Below are 14,675 nucleotides of genomic sequence, written 5' to 3' on the forward strand. Positions count from 1 at the left end.
CCCCTCCACCTCACCGTCCCCCACCCCGAGTACCGGTCCCTGGTGGGGTGGACCGACAACCGCCACGTCGTGCTCGTCGACACCCACGACGACGACACGACCCGACTCCTCAGCCACCGCCTGGACGGCGGCCGAAGCCAGGTGATCACCAGCGTCGACGGCACCTCGAGCTACGGCGTGGGCAGCGTCCAGCTCGCATCGGCACTCCTCAGCGACATGGAGGTCCGAGGAGCGGGCACACCGGACAGGGGGTCGATCCCGGAGCTGCGCCTCGCACTGGCCGTGCTGCTCGGCCTGGCTGTCACGGCCCTCGCCGCGCGCCTGCCCCGCCGCCGGTCGAGGCCGTAGGAGACAGCTCCGCCACGGACGAGGACGGCGACTGTGCGACACCACCATCGGGGACTCGACGTGGCAGCCGTCAGGACCCCGTCCCTAGTCTGGACCCATGTTCAGGCGCCGGTCCCGACCACCGCCGGAGGTCGTCCGCTCGGACGCCGAGTGGCGCGCGAGCCTCGAGCCCGAGGCCTACCGGGTCCTTCGCCGCTCAGGCACCGAGGCCCCCCGGACCAGCCCGTACGAGCACCCGCCCGCGGACCCGGTCGGGGTGTACCAGTGCCTGGGCTGCGAAGCGGAGCTGTTCCGCGCCGACGACCAGTTCGACTCCGGGACGGGGTGGCCCAGCTTCACCTCCGCCGCGACCCCGGACGCCGTACGCGTCCGCACCGACTTCACGATGCTGGTGCCACGGCGCGAGGCCACCTGCACCCGCTGCGGAGGGCACCTGGGACACGTGTTCGCCGACGGTCCGGCGCCCACCGGGCAGCGATGGTGCATCAACGGGGCCGCCCTCACCCTCGACGGGTCTGCGTCCGCACCCGCGGCGGGGCAGCCCGGCTAGGTCGGTCCTCAGTCACACTGCTCCGCTGCACCCTTCGACACGGGAGCGATGGGCAGTCGGCTCAGTCGGTACGCGGGGCAGGCACCATGAGGACCGGCACGGGTGCCGATCGCAGGATCTTGGACGCCCGGGACCCGAGGAAGAGCCGGGCGGCCGGGGCGACCGAGCTCGGCCCGACGACCAGCACGTCGCCGTCGCCCCAGGTGACGTCCCAGATCGCCTTGTTCCACGACACGCCCTCCCCGACCACGAGCGAGGCCGCGAGCCGTTCGCCCAGGGCGGCGTCGACAGCGCCCACCTGAGCCTCGATCCCGGCCCGAGTGCGCGTCACCCACTCATCGACGACGAGCTCGTCGGCGGACTCCTCGACGGTCCCGAAGAACCTCTTGGGCGGTCGGACGAGGAACGACACGGCCCGGAGGTCTGCGCCGACCAGGTCGGCGAGCCCCGCGCCCAGGGTGGCCAGCTGGGCCGCGCCCGACGATCCGCCGTAGCCGATGCTGACCCGACGGATGCGTGTGGTCGGCCCGCAGCGGAACCCGCGCGGGGCGAGGAGCACCGGAAGCGGTGCCGTGTGCGCAAGCCGATCGGTGATGCTGCCCAGCGAGATCCGGCCGAGAGCCCCCTTGCTCGACGAGCCGAGGACCAGGACCGACGCATCCGTGGCGGCAGCGAGCTCGAGCAGTCCTGCAGGGATGGACGACGCCTGACGCACCTCGAAGGTCGCCTCGACGTCGCGCGGGAGACTCGCTCTGGCCCTGTCGAGGACGGATCGGGCCCATTCGGCGAGCGGACCGAGGTAGTCGCCGTCGACGAGCTCCGGCGTCCCTCCGGCGTGCGCCGTGGTGATGACGACCCCGACGACCAGCGGCTCGCCCGTCGAACGGGCCAGCAGGATGGCCAGCTCCAGGCCCGAGGTGCCGCTGTCCTGCGCGGTGTAGCCGACGACGATCGTCATCGGCTACGCCCGTGTCACCAGGGAGGACGCCTCGACGTGGGTCACGGGCACACCGTGCTCGGCGGCCCGGTCGACGACCTCGAACCGCTGCCAGACCGATGCCGACGCGGGAAGCGTCACGACGACGATCTGGTCGGGGTGGAACTCCTTGACGGCCGCCGCCAACGCGCGCAGCGGTCGGTAGTCCCCCAAGCCCCCCGACGCCTCCAGGTCGTCGGCGCTCATGGCGTCGAGCGTCCTGTCCAGTCGCTCCTGCGCAGCCTTGACCGTCTCCTCCCGTACGGACATCGCGCCGTGGCTCGAGGCGACGCCGGTCTCCACCGCGCTGGCCGGCACGCAGACGTAGTACGTCGCCGTCCCCGCGGCGTCGATCCGCTTCAGCTCACGGAGGAGCTCGTCGGCTTCCAGGGTCTGGTTGGCCAGCACGAGGACGCGGTGCGCCTCGCCGGTCAGTACGGGAGCGGTCTGTCCGGGTAGCCGGGCGACCCGTGCCTTGTTGATGAAGAACAGGACGATCACGACGCCCCACGACACCAGGCTCAGCACCAGCTGGATCCGCACGTCGTCGGTCAGGGCCATCTGGACCAGCACGAGGAAGATGCCCAGGGTCGCGACGACGGAGAGGCCGGGGAAGAGCCACATCTTCACCGTGAGCGTCGCTTGGTCGGCTCGGTAGCGGAGCACGATCTGGGAGATGGCGATGAGCAGGTAGACGAACAGGATGACCGCGCCGGAGGAGTTGAGCAGGAACGAGAACACCGTGTCCGGAGAGACGGCGGCCATGATGACCGCCAGGAACCCGACGACCGACGAGGCGAGGATGGCGACCATCGGGACGCCGCGGGAGCTGACCGACACCATCGCCGCGGGCGCCTCGCGGCGGGCCGCCAGGACGAACAGCATCCGGGAGGCCGTGTAGAGACCGGCGTTGAGGCAGGACAGGACCGCGGTGAGGACGACTGCGTTCATGACGTGGTCGGCGTACGGGATGCCCATCTCCCTGAACGCCGCGACGTACGGCGAGGCAGCCAGGTCGTCGGAGTTCCACGGAAGGATGACGGAGAGCAGGAAGACCGAGCCGACGAAGAAGATCGCGATGCGGGTGATGACCGAGTTGGCGGCCTTGGCGACGGCGCGCTCGGGGTCGTCGGACTCGGCAGCGGCGATGGTGGCGATCTCCGCCCCGACCATCGAGAAGATGACGGTGACGACGCCGGCGGTGATGGCCGCCCCGCCCTGGGGAAGGAATCCGCCTTGCGAGGTGAGGTTGCTGAAGTCCGGGCTCGCGTCCGGCCAGATCCCGAGGACGAAGAGCGCGCCGCAGACGAGGAAGACGATGATGGCGCCGACCTTGATGCCGGCGAACCAGAACTCGAACTCGCCGAAGGACGACACCGAGATCAGGTTGGTTCCCGTCATCAGGAGCATGAGGACGAGGCTGAGCACCCAGGTCGGCACATCGGGGAGCCAGAAGTTGATGACCACCGCACCGGCGACGGCCTCGAAGCCGACGACGATGACCCAGAAGTACCAGTACAGCCAGCCGACCGAGAAGCCGGCCCAGTCCCCCAGGGCCTCGCGGGCGTAGTCGGCGAACGACCCCGTCGACGGGTTGGCCACCGCCATCTCGGCGAGCATCCGCATGATCAGGATGATGAAGGCCCCGCACAGGGCATAGGTGAGGAATGCCCCGGGTCCGGTGTTCTGGATGACCGTCCCGGACCCGACGAAAAGGCCCGCTCCGATGACACCGCCCATGGCGATCATGGTCAGCTGGCGCTGGTTGAGCGCCTTCTTCAGCTCAGGTCCGGCACCAGTCATGTCAGGTTCCCCTCAGTGCACGAGATGACGGGGTGAATCGAGACATGTCGATCCGACGCGTTTGTCCGGCCGAACTGCACTGCCCCGAGATGCGGTTATCAACGTAATGACCGTTGCGACACTTGTCTACGGACCGGAATTCGCGGGAATTCCCCACCAGGAAACTATTTCCCACGTCGCAAGGGTCGGGGCATCGCTCCCCGGCGGGCTCGGGCGGCGTCGGCGTCCCTCGCGTGCGGCGACGGCCGCACGTACGATGCCACGGCCGCTCCCGATGGGCGGCGCGACAACTCCACACCAGCGCGGTCACGCCGAATCCTGCCCGCCGTCGCTGTAACCCACCACGGGCAGGAGCGGGGGACCCAGGTTCCACGCGGCCGCCGACACCCGTCCCGACGGGACGGCGGCCACTCGGGGCGAAGCCACTGCGGTGGCGGGGCACCTTTCTGCTCCAGCCCGACAGCTCACTTCGCAGGCGCGGGAAGGAACTGGCCATGCCTGCGATCCGTGCTGCCTCCGATGCCTCACGCCTGCTCGTCTCAGCCCTCGGCTCCGCGGCTCTCGCCGCTGCGCTGCTCACCGTGGCCGCTCCCGCGGCCGAGGCCCACGACGGCGCGAACCGGTGGGAGTGCCTCGCCCACTACGAGTCGACCCACCGGTGGCACGTCAACACCGGGAACGGGCACTACGGGGGCCTCCAGTTCTCGTTGTCGACCTGGCGCTACTACGGCGGCCCGAACTACTCGGGGAACGCCTACCCCCACGTGGCCACGCGCAAGGAGCAGATCAGGATCGCCAAGCGCGTCGCGTGGCGCGGGTGGAACGACCGGCAGGCTCAGGGCGGCGCGTCGGCCTGGCCGAACACGTGGAGCAGCTGCTCCTGACCCGCATCGCAGTCCTGGCGGGAGCTGCCTCCTACGTGAGGAGGTGGGCGGCCAACAGCTCGAGGTTTCCTCGGCTCCCGGTCTCGCGGTTCGGGCCGTCGGCCCAGAACTGGTCCAGGAAGACGCCGTGCTCGGTGTGGACGAGCCGGGTGCCTCGGTCGAGCGGGACGAGCCCGTACGACGTCACGGAGGTGGACAGGTGGGTCCCGTCGAGCCACATGTCGTAGGTGGAGACGATGCGGACGTGCTCGGCCGGCGCGGGGTAGTCGCGGGTGAGGGTGAAGCCGGAGTGGGCGAGGCGGCGTCCGTCGGTCATGGGGAGTCCTAGCGCGAGAAGGTGACGTGGATCGTGCCGCTCTCGGCGACGTCGGTCCTCATGCGGTGGGTGCGTTCGAGCCCGCGAAGGTCCTCCCAGACGCGGTGCCCACGATCGAGCAGGACGGGTGCGATCGCGACGTGGAGGTCGTCGACGAGGCCGGCCCGCACGAACGCGCGGGCGGTGCTGATGCCTCCCCCGACGCGCACGTCGAGCCCGCCGGCGGCCTCGCTGGCCTCGGCGAGCACGTCCTCGGGAGCCGCATCGCGGAAGCGGAACGTCGTCCCTCCCCGCATCTCGACATCGGGTCGTGGCGCCGTGCCGGTGAGGACGTAGACCGGGAAGCCGAACGGTGGCTCCTCGCCCCACCAGCCCGTCCAGTCGGGGTCGTCAGGGAACGCGTGCAGGCCGAACATCGCGGCGCCCATGATCTCGGCACCGACGCCCTCGAAGAACGCTGCGGCGTAGGCGTCGTCGACACCGGTCGTGCCGGCGCCGCTGGTGTCGCGGAAGACGCGCTCCCTGATGGTGCGGGTCGCGACGTAGGCCGTGGTGAGGGGCTCCCAGTCCTCCCCCATCGGGTTCTCGGGGCCGCCACCGGCCGAGGTGTAGCCGTCGAGCGAGCTGAAGAGGTCGGTGCGGACGCGGGTCATGTCACGTGGCTTCCTGTGCGGAGCGGGTCAGATGGATGCCGAGCCGGTCGGCCTGCCGTTCGGCGGGTGTGCGCTGCTCGCCGAGCCACAGGTGCAGGACGTCGAGAGCGCCCGGCCGCAGGGTCACCGTGCGCACTCGGCCGTGCTTCTCCGAGGTCACCACTCCGGCGTCCTCGAGCACCCGGAGGTGCTGCATCAGGGACGGCAGCGCCATCGAGAAGGGTGCGGCCAGCTCGGAGACGACGGCCGGCGAGATCGCCAACCGCTCGACGACAGCCCGGCGGGTCGGGTCCGCCAAGGCGCGCAGCACGGAGTCCAACCCGCCATAGTGAGGCATGTGACTCACTGTTGCGCAGGGATCGACAGCCGTCAACCACGCCTGAGGCGTCGCACGTCGGCGGCGGGCGAGCCGCCGCTCGCCACCGGGTCGGTCCCGGTAGCGTCCAGAAGTGCCGAGTCGTCGCCCCTCCCCCGCTCGCCGACGCAGCGCGTCGTCGCGCCGCGGCGGCACGCGCCCGCGGCCGCTGCCGACCGCCGGGCCGGGCGAGCGGCTGTGGGTGCTCGACGTCCCCTACGGCACCCAGGTCGACGGCGCCGCCTGGCACCCGGCGGTCAGGACCCACCTGTACGTGGGGCGTGACCTGCCCACCGACCTCGCGCCCTACGCTCCCGGGCCGTACACGCTCGGCCGGTTCATCGAGAACACGCTCAACCCCGACAGCCCGACCCCCTCCCCCGCACCGACCGACGAGCTCGAGCCCCGGCGGATCCAGTTCGAGGCCGCGGACGCGATCGCCGCGCGCGCCGAGGCGGGCGGACGGCAGTTCCTGCTGGCCGACGAGCCCGGCGTCGGCAAGACGATCTCCGCGGTGCTCGGGGCGACGGCGGTGGGCGACCTCCGCGGCGCGCGGCGGGTGCTCGTCGTGGCCGACCGGCCCGCCGCCATCACGATCGGCCACTGGTGCCGCACGATCACCGCGCTGGGCGACGGCGGCCTGGAATGGGTCGTGATCACGTGGGACCGCCTGGAGAAGGTCAAGGACCACCCGTGGGACGTGATCATCGCCGACGAGGCGCACGCGCTGCGGCGTACGACGACGAAGCGGTGGAAGCTCTGGGCCAAGATCTCGGGCCACGCCCGAGCGCACGACACGGCGCCGTTCGTGATCGCGACCACCGCGACACCCGGGCACACGCCGCTGGAGCTGCCGTACCTCGCCCCGGCCTACGCGCAGGTGCTCGACGAGCCGATGAAGGAGTGGACCTCGGCCGCGCAGCCCGGGGCCACGTTCGCCTCCGCGCTCGAACGCCACGGCGTCGGCGTGGAGCCGGGGCGCTCCGGTGCGACCTGGACCACCGATCCCGGCCGGCGCGCCGCCGACCTCAAGCTCGTACGCGGCTGGCTCGCCGACGAGCGGCCCCCGGCGATGCTGCACCGCGCCGCACCGTGGGGGCCGGTGCCGATCTCCGGCATGCCGGTGGCGCTCACGCCGGCGGAGCGGAGTGCGTACGAGGCCGAGTGGGGCGAGTTCTGCCGCGAGATGGACCTCGCGCGACGGGGGCGCAGCGTGGCGAAGGGCCGCGCCGCGCTGCTGCGGTTCCGGCAGAAGGCCGGGCTGATCCGGGTCGACTCGACGGTCGACTGGATCGCCCAGCAGGTCCAGGCCGAGCGACAGGTGGCGTGCTCGGTCGAGTTCGTCACGACCGCCGCCGACCCGATCGCCGACCGGCTGCGTGACTCGGGCATCGACGTCGCCACGATCTACGGCCGCGACCGGTTCGACCCCGAGGCCGAGCGGCTCCGCTTCCAGACCGGGCAGGCGAAGGTCTGCGTGTTCACCACGGTTGCCTCGATCAGCCTGCACGCCGGCGAGACCCTCCCCGACGGCCACCAGGCGAGCACGGAGCCGCGCGTCGGCGTCTTCCACCAGGCCCGCTTCTCCGGCATCGCCGCACGACAGGTCACCGGCCGTACCCACCGCGACCACCAGGTCTCGCCCTGGCACATCGCCTACGCCGAGGGCACGGTCGAGGAGCAGGTCGGCAAGGTGATGGTGGAGCGGATCGCCGCCGCCTCCGACACGGTGGGGAGCGACACCACCGGGCTCACCGACCTCGCCCAGCTCCTCGGCGCCGACTGGCTGCCGACCACGACCTTGACCGAGGACGGCACCTGACCTGCGAGGGTGGGCAGGTGAGCGAAACAAGCATCCGCAACCACCACGAGTCCCTCACCGTCGAGGCGTCGGCCGAGACGCTCTACGACCTGGTCTCGGACATCACCCGCACCGGCGAGTGGAGTCCGGTCTGTACGTCCTGCTGGTGGGACGACGACGCCGAGGCAGGTCAGGTCGGCGCCTGGTTCACCGGGCGCAACGAGCTCCCGGACCGGACGTGGGAGACCCGGTCGACGGTGGTGGCGGCCGAGCGCGGTCGCGAGTTCGCCTGGGTCGTGGGCGGCAGCTACGTCCGCTGGGGCTTTACCTTCGCCCCCGCCGGGACCGGGACGAGGATCACCGAGTCGTGGGAGTTCCTGTCCGGCGGGATCGCCATGTTCGAGGAGAAGTTCGGCGACCGGGCGGACGTCGAGATCGCCGACCGTACGCAGCAGGCCCTCCACGGCATCCCTGAGACGCTCGCTGCGATCAAGCAGATCGCCGAGTCGTCCACGGGCGCCGGAGATCGGGCTCGGTCCTGACCGGGCGCCGTGGCGTTTCGGCGAACCCGCAGGCCAGCCACATGCCACAGTCGGGGACGTGACCGGGAGCGACTACGACCAGTGGGCAGAAGCCTACGCCACGGCGAACGCCGAGGGCTTCTTCAACGCCTGGTACGAGAAGCCGGCGATGCTCGACCTGCTCGGTGACGTGAGCGGGCATCGGATCCTCGACGCCGGGTGCGGCTCCGGTCCGACCACCGCCGCCCTGATCGACCGCGGCGCCCAGGTCAGCGGGTTCGACCTCAGCGCCGCGATGATCGGGATCGCCCGCCGCACCCTCCCCGAGACGGACCTCCGCGTCCACGACCTGACCGAGCCCCTGCCCTGGGACGACGACACGTTCGACGCCGTGGTGGCCTCGCTGGTGCTGCACTACGTGCACGACTGGTCGGGACCCCTGGCCGAGCTGCACCGGGTGCTCACCGTGGGCGGGCGGCTGCTGGTCTCGGTCAACCACCCTGGCGCCTTCCCGATCGTGCACCCGGACTCGGACTACTTCGCGATCACCGAGTACACCGAGGACTACGACTTCGCTGGCACCAGCGTGGACCTCACCTTCTTCCACCGCCCCCTCAGCGCCATGTCGATGTCCTTCGCCGAGGCCGGCTTCCGGATCGCCGGGATGCACGAGCCAGCGGCCCACCCCGACACCCCGGCCGAGCTGTTGCCGCCGGGGGTGGAGCCCGCGGGGCGGTTCATCGGCTTCCTCTTCTTCGACCTGGAGGCGCTCTGACCGCGTGGTCGCGTGGAGCCTCGCCCGGTGACCGCCGTGGACCCGGGTCGATGGCCGGGCACGTGCGAGGCTGCGCCGTGTGACCTGGAGCGCGGACAGACGGCTTGCGGTGCTGCTGCTCGCGGTGGCCACCGGGACCAACGTGCCCACCCCCCTGCTCCTGGTCTACCGCGAGCAGCTTGCGATGACCGATGCGTCCGTGACCGCGCTCTTCGGCGTGTACGCCCTCGGCCTGATGCTGGCGCTGGCGGTCGCGGGCCGCGCCGCCGACCGGTTCGGGCGACGTCGGGTCGTGCTGCCGGCAGCGATCTGCGCTTGTGCCACGTCGGGCCTGTTCATCCTCGCGACCGACAGCGAGCTCCTCCTCTACGTCGTCCGGTTCCTGCAGGGCGCGGCCTCGGGAACGGTGTTCAGCGTCGGCAGCGCCTGGCTGGTGGAGACGGCCTCGCGACGCGGCAACCCCGCGGGACCTCGTACGGCCGCGGTCGCCATGACTGGGGGCTTCGCGATCGGGCCGGTCTTCGCGGGCCTGATCGGCGAGTGGGGACCCTGGCCCCTGGTCCTCCCCTACCTGCTGCACGTGGTGATCCTGCTGGTGGCACTCCTGATCTCCTGGTCGGTGGCGGAGTCGCTGGTCCGGCCGACGAGAGCACCCGACGCTCCTGCCACCGGCGCGTTCCGGCCCGGCGCCCGGCGTACCGGCCTCCTCGTGGTCGCGCCGCTCGCGGTGTGCGTCTACGCCTTCCCGGCGAGCACGGTCGCCGCGGTCCCCGTCCTCGTCGGGTTCCCCGTCGCACCTGTGGCGCTGACCGGGCTGATGGCCGGCCTCGCCCTCGGCGCCGGAGCGCTGGCGGCACCGCTCCAGGGTCGGCTCGGGCCGCGCACCGCACCGGTCGCGGCCGCCTGCGGAGTCGTCGGCTTCGGCGGTACGGCCCTCGCGGCCGCCGTACCCGCGCTCCTGCTGGTGGTCGTCCCGGCCTCGGTGGTGCTGGGAGCCGGCGGTGGTCTCGCGCTGGCCAGCGGAATCTCGCGGCTGCCCGCACTGGCCAGCGAGGGCCGGCTGGGCACCGTCTCGGCCGCCTTCTACGCCACCGCCTACCTCGGGTTCGGGTTCCCGCTGATGATCACCACGCTTGCCGAACGCGTCTCGGTGGCTCCCGTGCTGGCGGTCCTGGCCGGGCTGTGCGCCGTGCTCGCCGTCCAGCAGGAGCGGGCGCGGTTGTGAGTCGCTGGGACCTAGGCCACTGACCTCGGCGCTGGTGTCGATCTGGGTGGATGCTGTTCGTCGTCTCGGTGTCAGAGCAGTTCGACCGACGCAGGCGACCACCCCGGTCGCCCCATCCCGAAGGAGACACCCTCATGGCCCAGTACCTCGTCCTGATCTACGAGTCCGAGAACGACTACGCCAACGCCGCACCCGAGGTGTACGGCGAGGTGATCGCAGCGCACCAGCGGTTCTACGAGCGGTGGGGCGACGCGATCCTCGGCGGCAACGCCCTGCAGGGCAGCGACACCGCGACCACCGTCCGCGGCGACGTGGTCACCGACGGACCCTTCGTCGAGAGCAAGGAGATGCTGGGTGGCTACTACCTGGTCGAGGCGGCCGACCTCGACGAGGCGCTCGAGATCGGGAAGTCGTGCCCGGCCGGCTTCGGCGGGGTGGAGGTCCGCCCGGTGATGGTCTTCGGCTGAGCCGGCAGGAGGAACCGGTGGACGACGCGCACGAGCAGGTGACGACGCTCGACGCGGTCCGCCGGGCGCTGGACGACGCGCACCGTCGCGAGTGGGCCTCCGTGCTCTCCGCGACGGTGCGGGTCGCCGGGAGCCTCGACCTCGCGGAGGAGTGCACCCAGGACGCCTACGTGCGGGCCCTGGAGGTCTGGGCCCGGGACGGGCTCCCCCGCAACCCCGGCGCGTGGCTCACCACGGCGGCGCGCAACCTCGCCATGGACCGGCACCGGCGGGCCGCCGTCCTGCGCGCCAAGCTGCCTCAACTCGCACCGGACGCCCGGTCCGCTCCCCCGGCCGCGAGCGACCAGACCACGGCCGACGCCCTCGACGAGGAGATCACCGACGACAGGCTCCGACTCGTCTTCACCTGTTGCCACCCGGCCTTGGCCCTCGAGGCGCAGGTGGCCCTCACGCTCCGTCTCGTGTGCGGCCTGAGCACCAAGGACATCGCGCACGCGTTCCTCGTCAGCGAGTCGACCATGGCGGCGAGGGTCACCAGGGCCAAGAAGAAGATCACCGCGGCGCGGATCCCCTACCGGGTCCCGGCGGGTCACGAGCTGGCCGAACGGCTCGATCCCGTGCTCACGGTGCTGCACCTCCTGCTCGCGACCGGGCACACCGCCCCCACCGGCGACCAGCTCCACCGCGTGGACCTCGTCGACCGCGCCGTCGACCTCGCCCGGGCGCTGCTCGATCTGATGCCCGACGAGCGCGAGCTCCGCGCGCTGCTGGGGCTCGCCCTGCTCAGCCAGGCCCGTGCCGCGACCAGGGTCGACACCACGGGGTCCTTCGTCCCGCTCGAGGACCAGGACCGTCGGCTCTGGGACCGCGAGCTGATCGCCGAGGGTGAGCCGTTGGTGCGGGACTCGCTGCGCGGGGGGCGACCTGGCCGGTTCGCGCTGCAGGCGGTGCTCGCGGCGCTGCACACCGCCGCGCCGAGCGTGGCCGCCACCGACTGGGACGAGGTGGTCACGGTGTACGACCTGCTCCTGCGGGCCTGGCCGTCACCGGTCGTCGGGCTCAACCGTGCTATCGCGATCGCCTTCCGCAACGGCCCGGAAGCCGGGCTCACCGCCCTGGAGTCGCTCGAGGCCGCGCACGGCACCACGCTGGAGCGCTACCACTACCTGCCCGCGGCACGAGCCGACCTGCTTCGCCGACTCGGCCGGACGGCGGCGGCGAGCGCGGCGTACGAGCAGGCTCTGACGCGGTGTGAGAACGATCCCGAGTCCCGCTACCTGCGCCGACGCCTCGCGGAGGTACGGCTCGCCCACGGTATGACATGAGGGCTACCGGGTGTGGAGGTAGACGTCGGGGCACTGCCCGGGGTGACCCGCGAACAGCGACGGGCGGCAGGTGTTGGTGTCGCCTGGCGCCAGGTTCGAGGCCGTGCTGAAGAAGGCCACCGAACGACCGTCTCCGCTGATCGCCGGGTCCGTGCTCGCATCGTCGGCCTGCTCCCCGGCACCGCTCACGCTGACCCTCGTCGTGGCCTCGGTCAGGCGGTCGTGGGTGAAGATGTCAGGGCACTGGCCGGGGAGCGTGAAGCTGGGCAAGGTCCGGAACGAGCAGGTGTTGGTGTCGTCCGGGACCAGGTTCGACGCGATCGAGCCGAATGCGACGACCTGTCCGTCCGCGCTGATGCTCGGACCGAAGACGCTGGCGCCGCGGATGCCGTAGTCGGACTCGTCGTTGCCCTGGACCCCCGCGCTGTCGACGCTCACCCGCGAGGTGGTGCCTGCGACGACGTCACGGACGAACACGTCGCGACGCGCGTTGGTGTCAGCGGAGGTCAGGTTGGTCGCATCGGAGACGAAGGCGACGGTCTGCCCGTTCGCGCTGATGGCCGGCATGCCGCTGAACGCGTCGCCCTCCGCGCCGGCGCTGGTCACGCTCACTCGCGTGGTCTCCCTCAGTCGCCGGTCCCGCAGGAACACGTCGACCTGGTCGTTGGTGTCACCCGCCACGACGTCGGGTGCGAAGGAGGTGAACGACACGTAGCGGCCGCCGTTGCTGACGGCCGGTGCCGCCGCGTTCGACAGCGGCGCACCGCCGACCGACCTGCTGACCAGGAAGATCCGGCCGGTCCGGATGTTCTTGACGTAGATGTTGCGGGTGAACTCCGGGGTGCCGCCCGCGACCAGGTTGGTCGCGTCCGAGGCGAACGCGGCGAAGGTCCCGTCCCGGCTGATCGTCGGCGTCAGGCTCGGCGCGTTGCCGGGCGTCCCGTCGGAGGCGCTGCTGATCAGGGTCGTGGTCCGTGCGCGCAGGTCCCGCAGGAAGATGTCGCTGGCGTTGTTGCGGTCCCCGGGGACGAGGTTGGTCGCGCTCGAGGTGAAGACGACCTGCCTGCCGCCGCCACTGACCGCCGGCCAGTCGCTGTCTCCGTCGGCCTGGCGGCCCCCGCTGTTGACGCTGACCCGCTCGACGACAGCCGAGCCGAGCCGCCGGACGAAGACGTCCTCCACGGTGTTGGTGTCCCGCCGGACCAGGTTGGTGGCGACCGAGTCAAAAGCGATCACCGAACCGTCTCGGTTCACCGAAGGTCGGCTCAAGCGGGCACTGATGTCGTCGGGCTCACCGGTCGGGGACACGCTGACGCGGACCGTGCCGCTGGGTGGTGCCACGGCCACTCCGGAAGCCGTGGGAGCGAACCCGACGAGCACGGCGGCTCCGAGGGTGGCACAGGTGCGTAGGCGCATGAAGACTTCTCCTGGTCGTCGAACCTGTCGGCGCGTCGTGCCCGAGCTGGATCGTCAACGTAGGACGGCGTCGCGGCGAGGCACCAGAGCAATTGGTGCTGGTACCTCGTCGAGCAACCGTCGCCCGTTCGATCACGGCGGCTCGGGTGACGCACGCTCTGCGAGCCGATCGTCGGCTGGCACCCGAATCCGGGTCATGAGGGATTCGATGCATCAGGTTCCCGACAACAGAGATGCTCGTGGGCATGTCCGCGGATTTCCTGCCCGCGCCGACGCCTCGGCCGTCTCGACTGGTGCGCCATCGGTGGATGGCCATCGCTCTGGCTTTCTTCTTGACGGTGGGGACCAGCGCCGTGGCGTGGGCGTGGAGGCACCCCGATGTGTCCTTCGACTACGGCTACGGCATGTCGACGACTCGCCCTGTCGGCGTCACGAGCTGGACGGCGCTTGCCGACTCGTACGGGTCGGGGTCGTCGCCCGTCACCTTCACGGGTCTCGAGCCGATCTATGAGTCCGACGGTGCAGCGGTGCGCGTCGAGTACCTCCTCTGCGAGCTCGATCCGCAAGCACTCGAGGAGGAAGGCGTATCCGGCTTCGGGTTCGGGCTCAGCACCCGCGCGGTCGATCGATACTGCTCGAGCATCCGCCCGGCGCAGGGCGCGGCTTCCCTCTGCGCTCGCAGGACCGACAGGAGCTGCTGGTCGGGATCACGCCCACCCAGGCAGGGCGCAGCATCATCCGCCCGCACCACCTGTCGTACCGAGCTGGCTGGCAGCGAGGCAGCAGTGACATCCTTGTCGAGACGAGGCTCGAGGCGCGGCGAGCGGAGTGACTCCGGAGTTGCGATGCCCGTGTCGAACCCGTCGAGGCCGGTCCCTCGCCTGCGTCGGACCCCATGTACTCCTTGACGGAGGCGCAACCGCTGACGGGAGCAACTGACGGGTCCCGTCGGTCGTCACGTGGTGGCTCGTCGGTTCGGCGCTCCGATCCGGGAGAGGACCACGGTTCCCTGCGAGAAGGCGCGGCGGATCCGAGCTAGGCGCTGGTAGGCGGCAGAGGCGTACCAGTCCTTCGCGCCGTCGGTCTCGGGGAACCCGATGACGATGAGATCGTCGGAGAAGGAGCCCTCGACCACCGTGGGTGAGCCACCGTGGATGAAGAAGCTGCCTCCGTAGGGGGCGAGGGTGTCGTCGATCTCAGTGAGATAGGTCTGCAGACCTTCGCCGGGTTCGATCGCGTGCAGCATGCCCACGGCGAAGC

16 protein-coding genes and 1 riboswitch are annotated in these 14,675 nt (G+C 71.2%); of the genes, 9 read left to right on the forward strand and 7 right to left on the reverse strand.

What is annotated here, in order from left to right; all coding sequences use genetic code 11:
• A partial coding sequence (locus GV155_RS10605; protein ID WP_236554254.1) for a hypothetical protein occupies nt 1-348 on the forward strand: 348 nt, incomplete at its 5' end.
• A 97-nt stretch (nt 349-445) separates the two neighbouring features.
• On the forward strand, nt 446-898 hold the full coding sequence (gene msrB / locus GV155_RS10610; protein WP_160007776.1) for a peptide-methionine (R)-S-oxide reductase MsrB: 453 nt from the start codon (nt 446-448) through the stop codon (nt 896-898).
• Nucleotides 899-959: 61 nt separating this feature from the next.
• Here msrB and GV155_RS10615 read toward each other — a convergent pair whose 3' ends face one another.
• Together GV155_RS10615 and GV155_RS10620 are read right to left on the reverse strand one after the other, a co-directional pair.
• Entirely contained in the window at nt 960-1,856 is an 897-nt protein-coding gene (locus GV155_RS10615; RefSeq protein WP_160007778.1) for a universal stress protein, read from the reverse strand.
• A gap of 3 nt (nt 1,857-1,859) precedes the next feature.
• Nucleotides 1,860-3,677 carry an amino acid permease gene (locus tag GV155_RS10620; RefSeq protein WP_160007780.1) on the reverse strand — a complete coding sequence of 606 codons (1,818 nt, stop codon included), beginning with the start codon at nt 3,675-3,677 and terminating at the stop codon, nt 1,860-1,862.
• A 299-nt stretch (nt 3,678-3,976) separates the two neighbouring features.
• A riboswitch (cyclic di-AMP (ydaO/yuaA leader) is annotated at nt 3,977-4,167 on the forward strand.
• Nucleotides 4,168-4,171: 4 nt separating this feature from the next.
• Here GV155_RS10620 and GV155_RS10625 point away from each other — a divergent pair.
• On the forward strand, nt 4,172-4,561 hold the full coding sequence (locus GV155_RS10625; RefSeq protein WP_160007782.1) for a transglycosylase family protein: 390 nt from the start codon (nt 4,172-4,174) through the stop codon (nt 4,559-4,561).
• Nucleotides 4,562-4,592: 31 nt separating this feature from the next.
• On the opposite strand, the gene GV155_RS10630 is transcribed toward GV155_RS10625, so the two are convergent.
• The 3 genes from GV155_RS10630 to GV155_RS10640 are packed head-to-tail and all read right to left on the reverse strand — an operon-like array spanning nt 4,593 to nt 5,867.
• Complete coding sequence (locus GV155_RS10630) at nt 4,593-4,877, reverse strand: hypothetical protein (protein WP_160007784.1); 285 nt, start codon at nt 4,875-4,877, stop codon at nt 4,593-4,595.
• Between the two features lie 8 nt (nt 4,878-4,885).
• Entirely contained in the window at nt 4,886-5,530 is a 645-nt protein-coding gene (locus tag GV155_RS10635; protein ID WP_160007787.1) for a dihydrofolate reductase family protein, read from the reverse strand.
• Between the two features lies 1 nt (nt 5,531).
• On the reverse strand, nt 5,532-5,867 hold the full coding sequence (locus GV155_RS10640; protein ID WP_160007789.1) for an ArsR/SmtB family transcription factor: 336 nt from the start codon (nt 5,865-5,867) through the stop codon (nt 5,532-5,534).
• Between the two features lie 112 nt (nt 5,868-5,979).
• Here GV155_RS10640 and GV155_RS10645 point away from each other — a divergent pair, with 112 nt between their 5' ends.
• The 6 genes from GV155_RS10645 to GV155_RS10670 all read left to right on the forward strand — a co-directional run bounded on the left by GV155_RS10645 (nt 5,980) and on the right by GV155_RS10670 (nt 11,999).
• Nucleotides 5,980-7,707: a DEAD/DEAH box helicase gene (locus tag GV155_RS10645; RefSeq protein WP_160007791.1), complete on the forward strand. Its 1,728-nt coding sequence runs from the start codon at nt 5,980-5,982 to the stop codon at nt 7,705-7,707.
• A 17-nt stretch (nt 7,708-7,724) separates the two neighbouring features.
• Nucleotides 7,725-8,228 (forward strand): SRPBCC family protein, encoded by a 504-nt coding sequence (locus GV155_RS10650; RefSeq protein ID WP_160007793.1) that lies wholly within the window; start codon nt 7,725-7,727, stop codon nt 8,226-8,228.
• Nucleotides 8,229-8,286: 58 nt separating this feature from the next.
• A complete protein-coding gene (locus tag GV155_RS10655) occupies nt 8,287-8,982 on the forward strand; it encodes a class I SAM-dependent methyltransferase (protein WP_160007795.1) in 696 nt (231 codons plus the stop codon).
• 79 nt (nt 8,983-9,061) lie between these two features.
• Nucleotides 9,062-10,207: an MFS transporter gene (locus tag GV155_RS10660; protein WP_160007797.1), complete on the forward strand. Its 1,146-nt coding sequence runs from the start codon at nt 9,062-9,064 to the stop codon at nt 10,205-10,207.
• Nucleotides 10,208-10,341: 134 nt separating this feature from the next.
• Entirely contained in the window at nt 10,342-10,674 is a 333-nt protein-coding gene (locus tag GV155_RS10665; RefSeq protein WP_160007799.1) for a YciI family protein, read from the forward strand.
• Between the two features lie 17 nt (nt 10,675-10,691).
• Nucleotides 10,692-11,999, forward strand: a complete 1,308-nt coding sequence (locus GV155_RS10670; RefSeq protein ID WP_236554255.1) for an RNA polymerase sigma factor — start codon at nt 10,692-10,694, stop codon at nt 11,997-11,999.
• Between the two features lie 3 nt (nt 12,000-12,002).
• On the opposite strand, the gene GV155_RS10675 is transcribed toward GV155_RS10670, so the two are convergent.
• Together GV155_RS10675 and GV155_RS10680 are read right to left on the reverse strand one after the other, a co-directional pair.
• Complete coding sequence (locus GV155_RS10675) at nt 12,003-13,235, reverse strand: TolB family protein (RefSeq protein WP_160007801.1); 1,233 nt, start codon at nt 13,233-13,235, stop codon at nt 12,003-12,005.
• Between the two features lie 1,135 nt (nt 13,236-14,370).
• The gene (locus tag GV155_RS10680; RefSeq protein WP_160007803.1) at nt 14,371-14,661 is read right to left on the reverse strand and encodes a DUF1330 domain-containing protein; all 291 of its coding nucleotides are present in this window, start codon (nt 14,659-14,661) and stop codon (nt 14,371-14,373) included.
• Nucleotides 14,662-14,675: the final 14 nt, after the last annotated feature.

This window comes from Nocardioides sp. AX2bis, assembly GCF_902506435.1.
Classification (GTDB): Bacteria; Actinomycetota; Actinomycetes; order Propionibacteriales; family Nocardioidaceae; genus Nocardioides.

Bases quoted from the DNA above. Each gene is read 5' to 3' on its own strand.
- GV155_RS10665 (WP_160007799.1), top strand. From the start codon at position 10,342: ATGGCCCAGTACCTCGTCCTGATCTACGAGTCCGAGAACGACTACGCC.
- GV155_RS10620 (WP_160007780.1), bottom strand. From the start codon at position 3,677: ATGACTGGTGCCGGACCTGAGCTGAAGAAGGCGCTCAACCAGCGCCAG.
- msrB (WP_160007776.1), top strand. From the start codon at position 446: ATGTTCAGGCGCCGGTCCCGACCACCGCCGGAGGTCGTCCGCTCGGAC.
- GV155_RS10615 (WP_160007778.1), bottom strand. From the start codon at position 1,856: ATGACGATCGTCGTCGGCTACACCGCGCAGGACAGCGGCACCTCGGGC.
- GV155_RS10680 (WP_160007803.1), bottom strand. From the start codon at position 14,661: ATGCTGCACGCGATCGAACCCGGCGAAGGTCTGCAGACCTATCTCACT.
- GV155_RS10625 (WP_160007782.1), top strand. From the start codon at position 4,172: ATGCCTGCGATCCGTGCTGCCTCCGATGCCTCACGCCTGCTCGTCTCA.
- GV155_RS10640 (WP_160007789.1), bottom strand. From the start codon at position 5,867: ATGCCTCACTATGGCGGGTTGGACTCCGTGCTGCGCGCCTTGGCGGAC.
- GV155_RS10635 (WP_160007787.1), bottom strand. From the start codon at position 5,530: ATGACCCGCGTCCGCACCGACCTCTTCAGCTCGCTCGACGGCTACACC.
- GV155_RS10630 (WP_160007784.1), bottom strand. From the start codon at position 4,877: ATGACCGACGGACGCCGCCTCGCCCACTCCGGCTTCACCCTCACCCGC.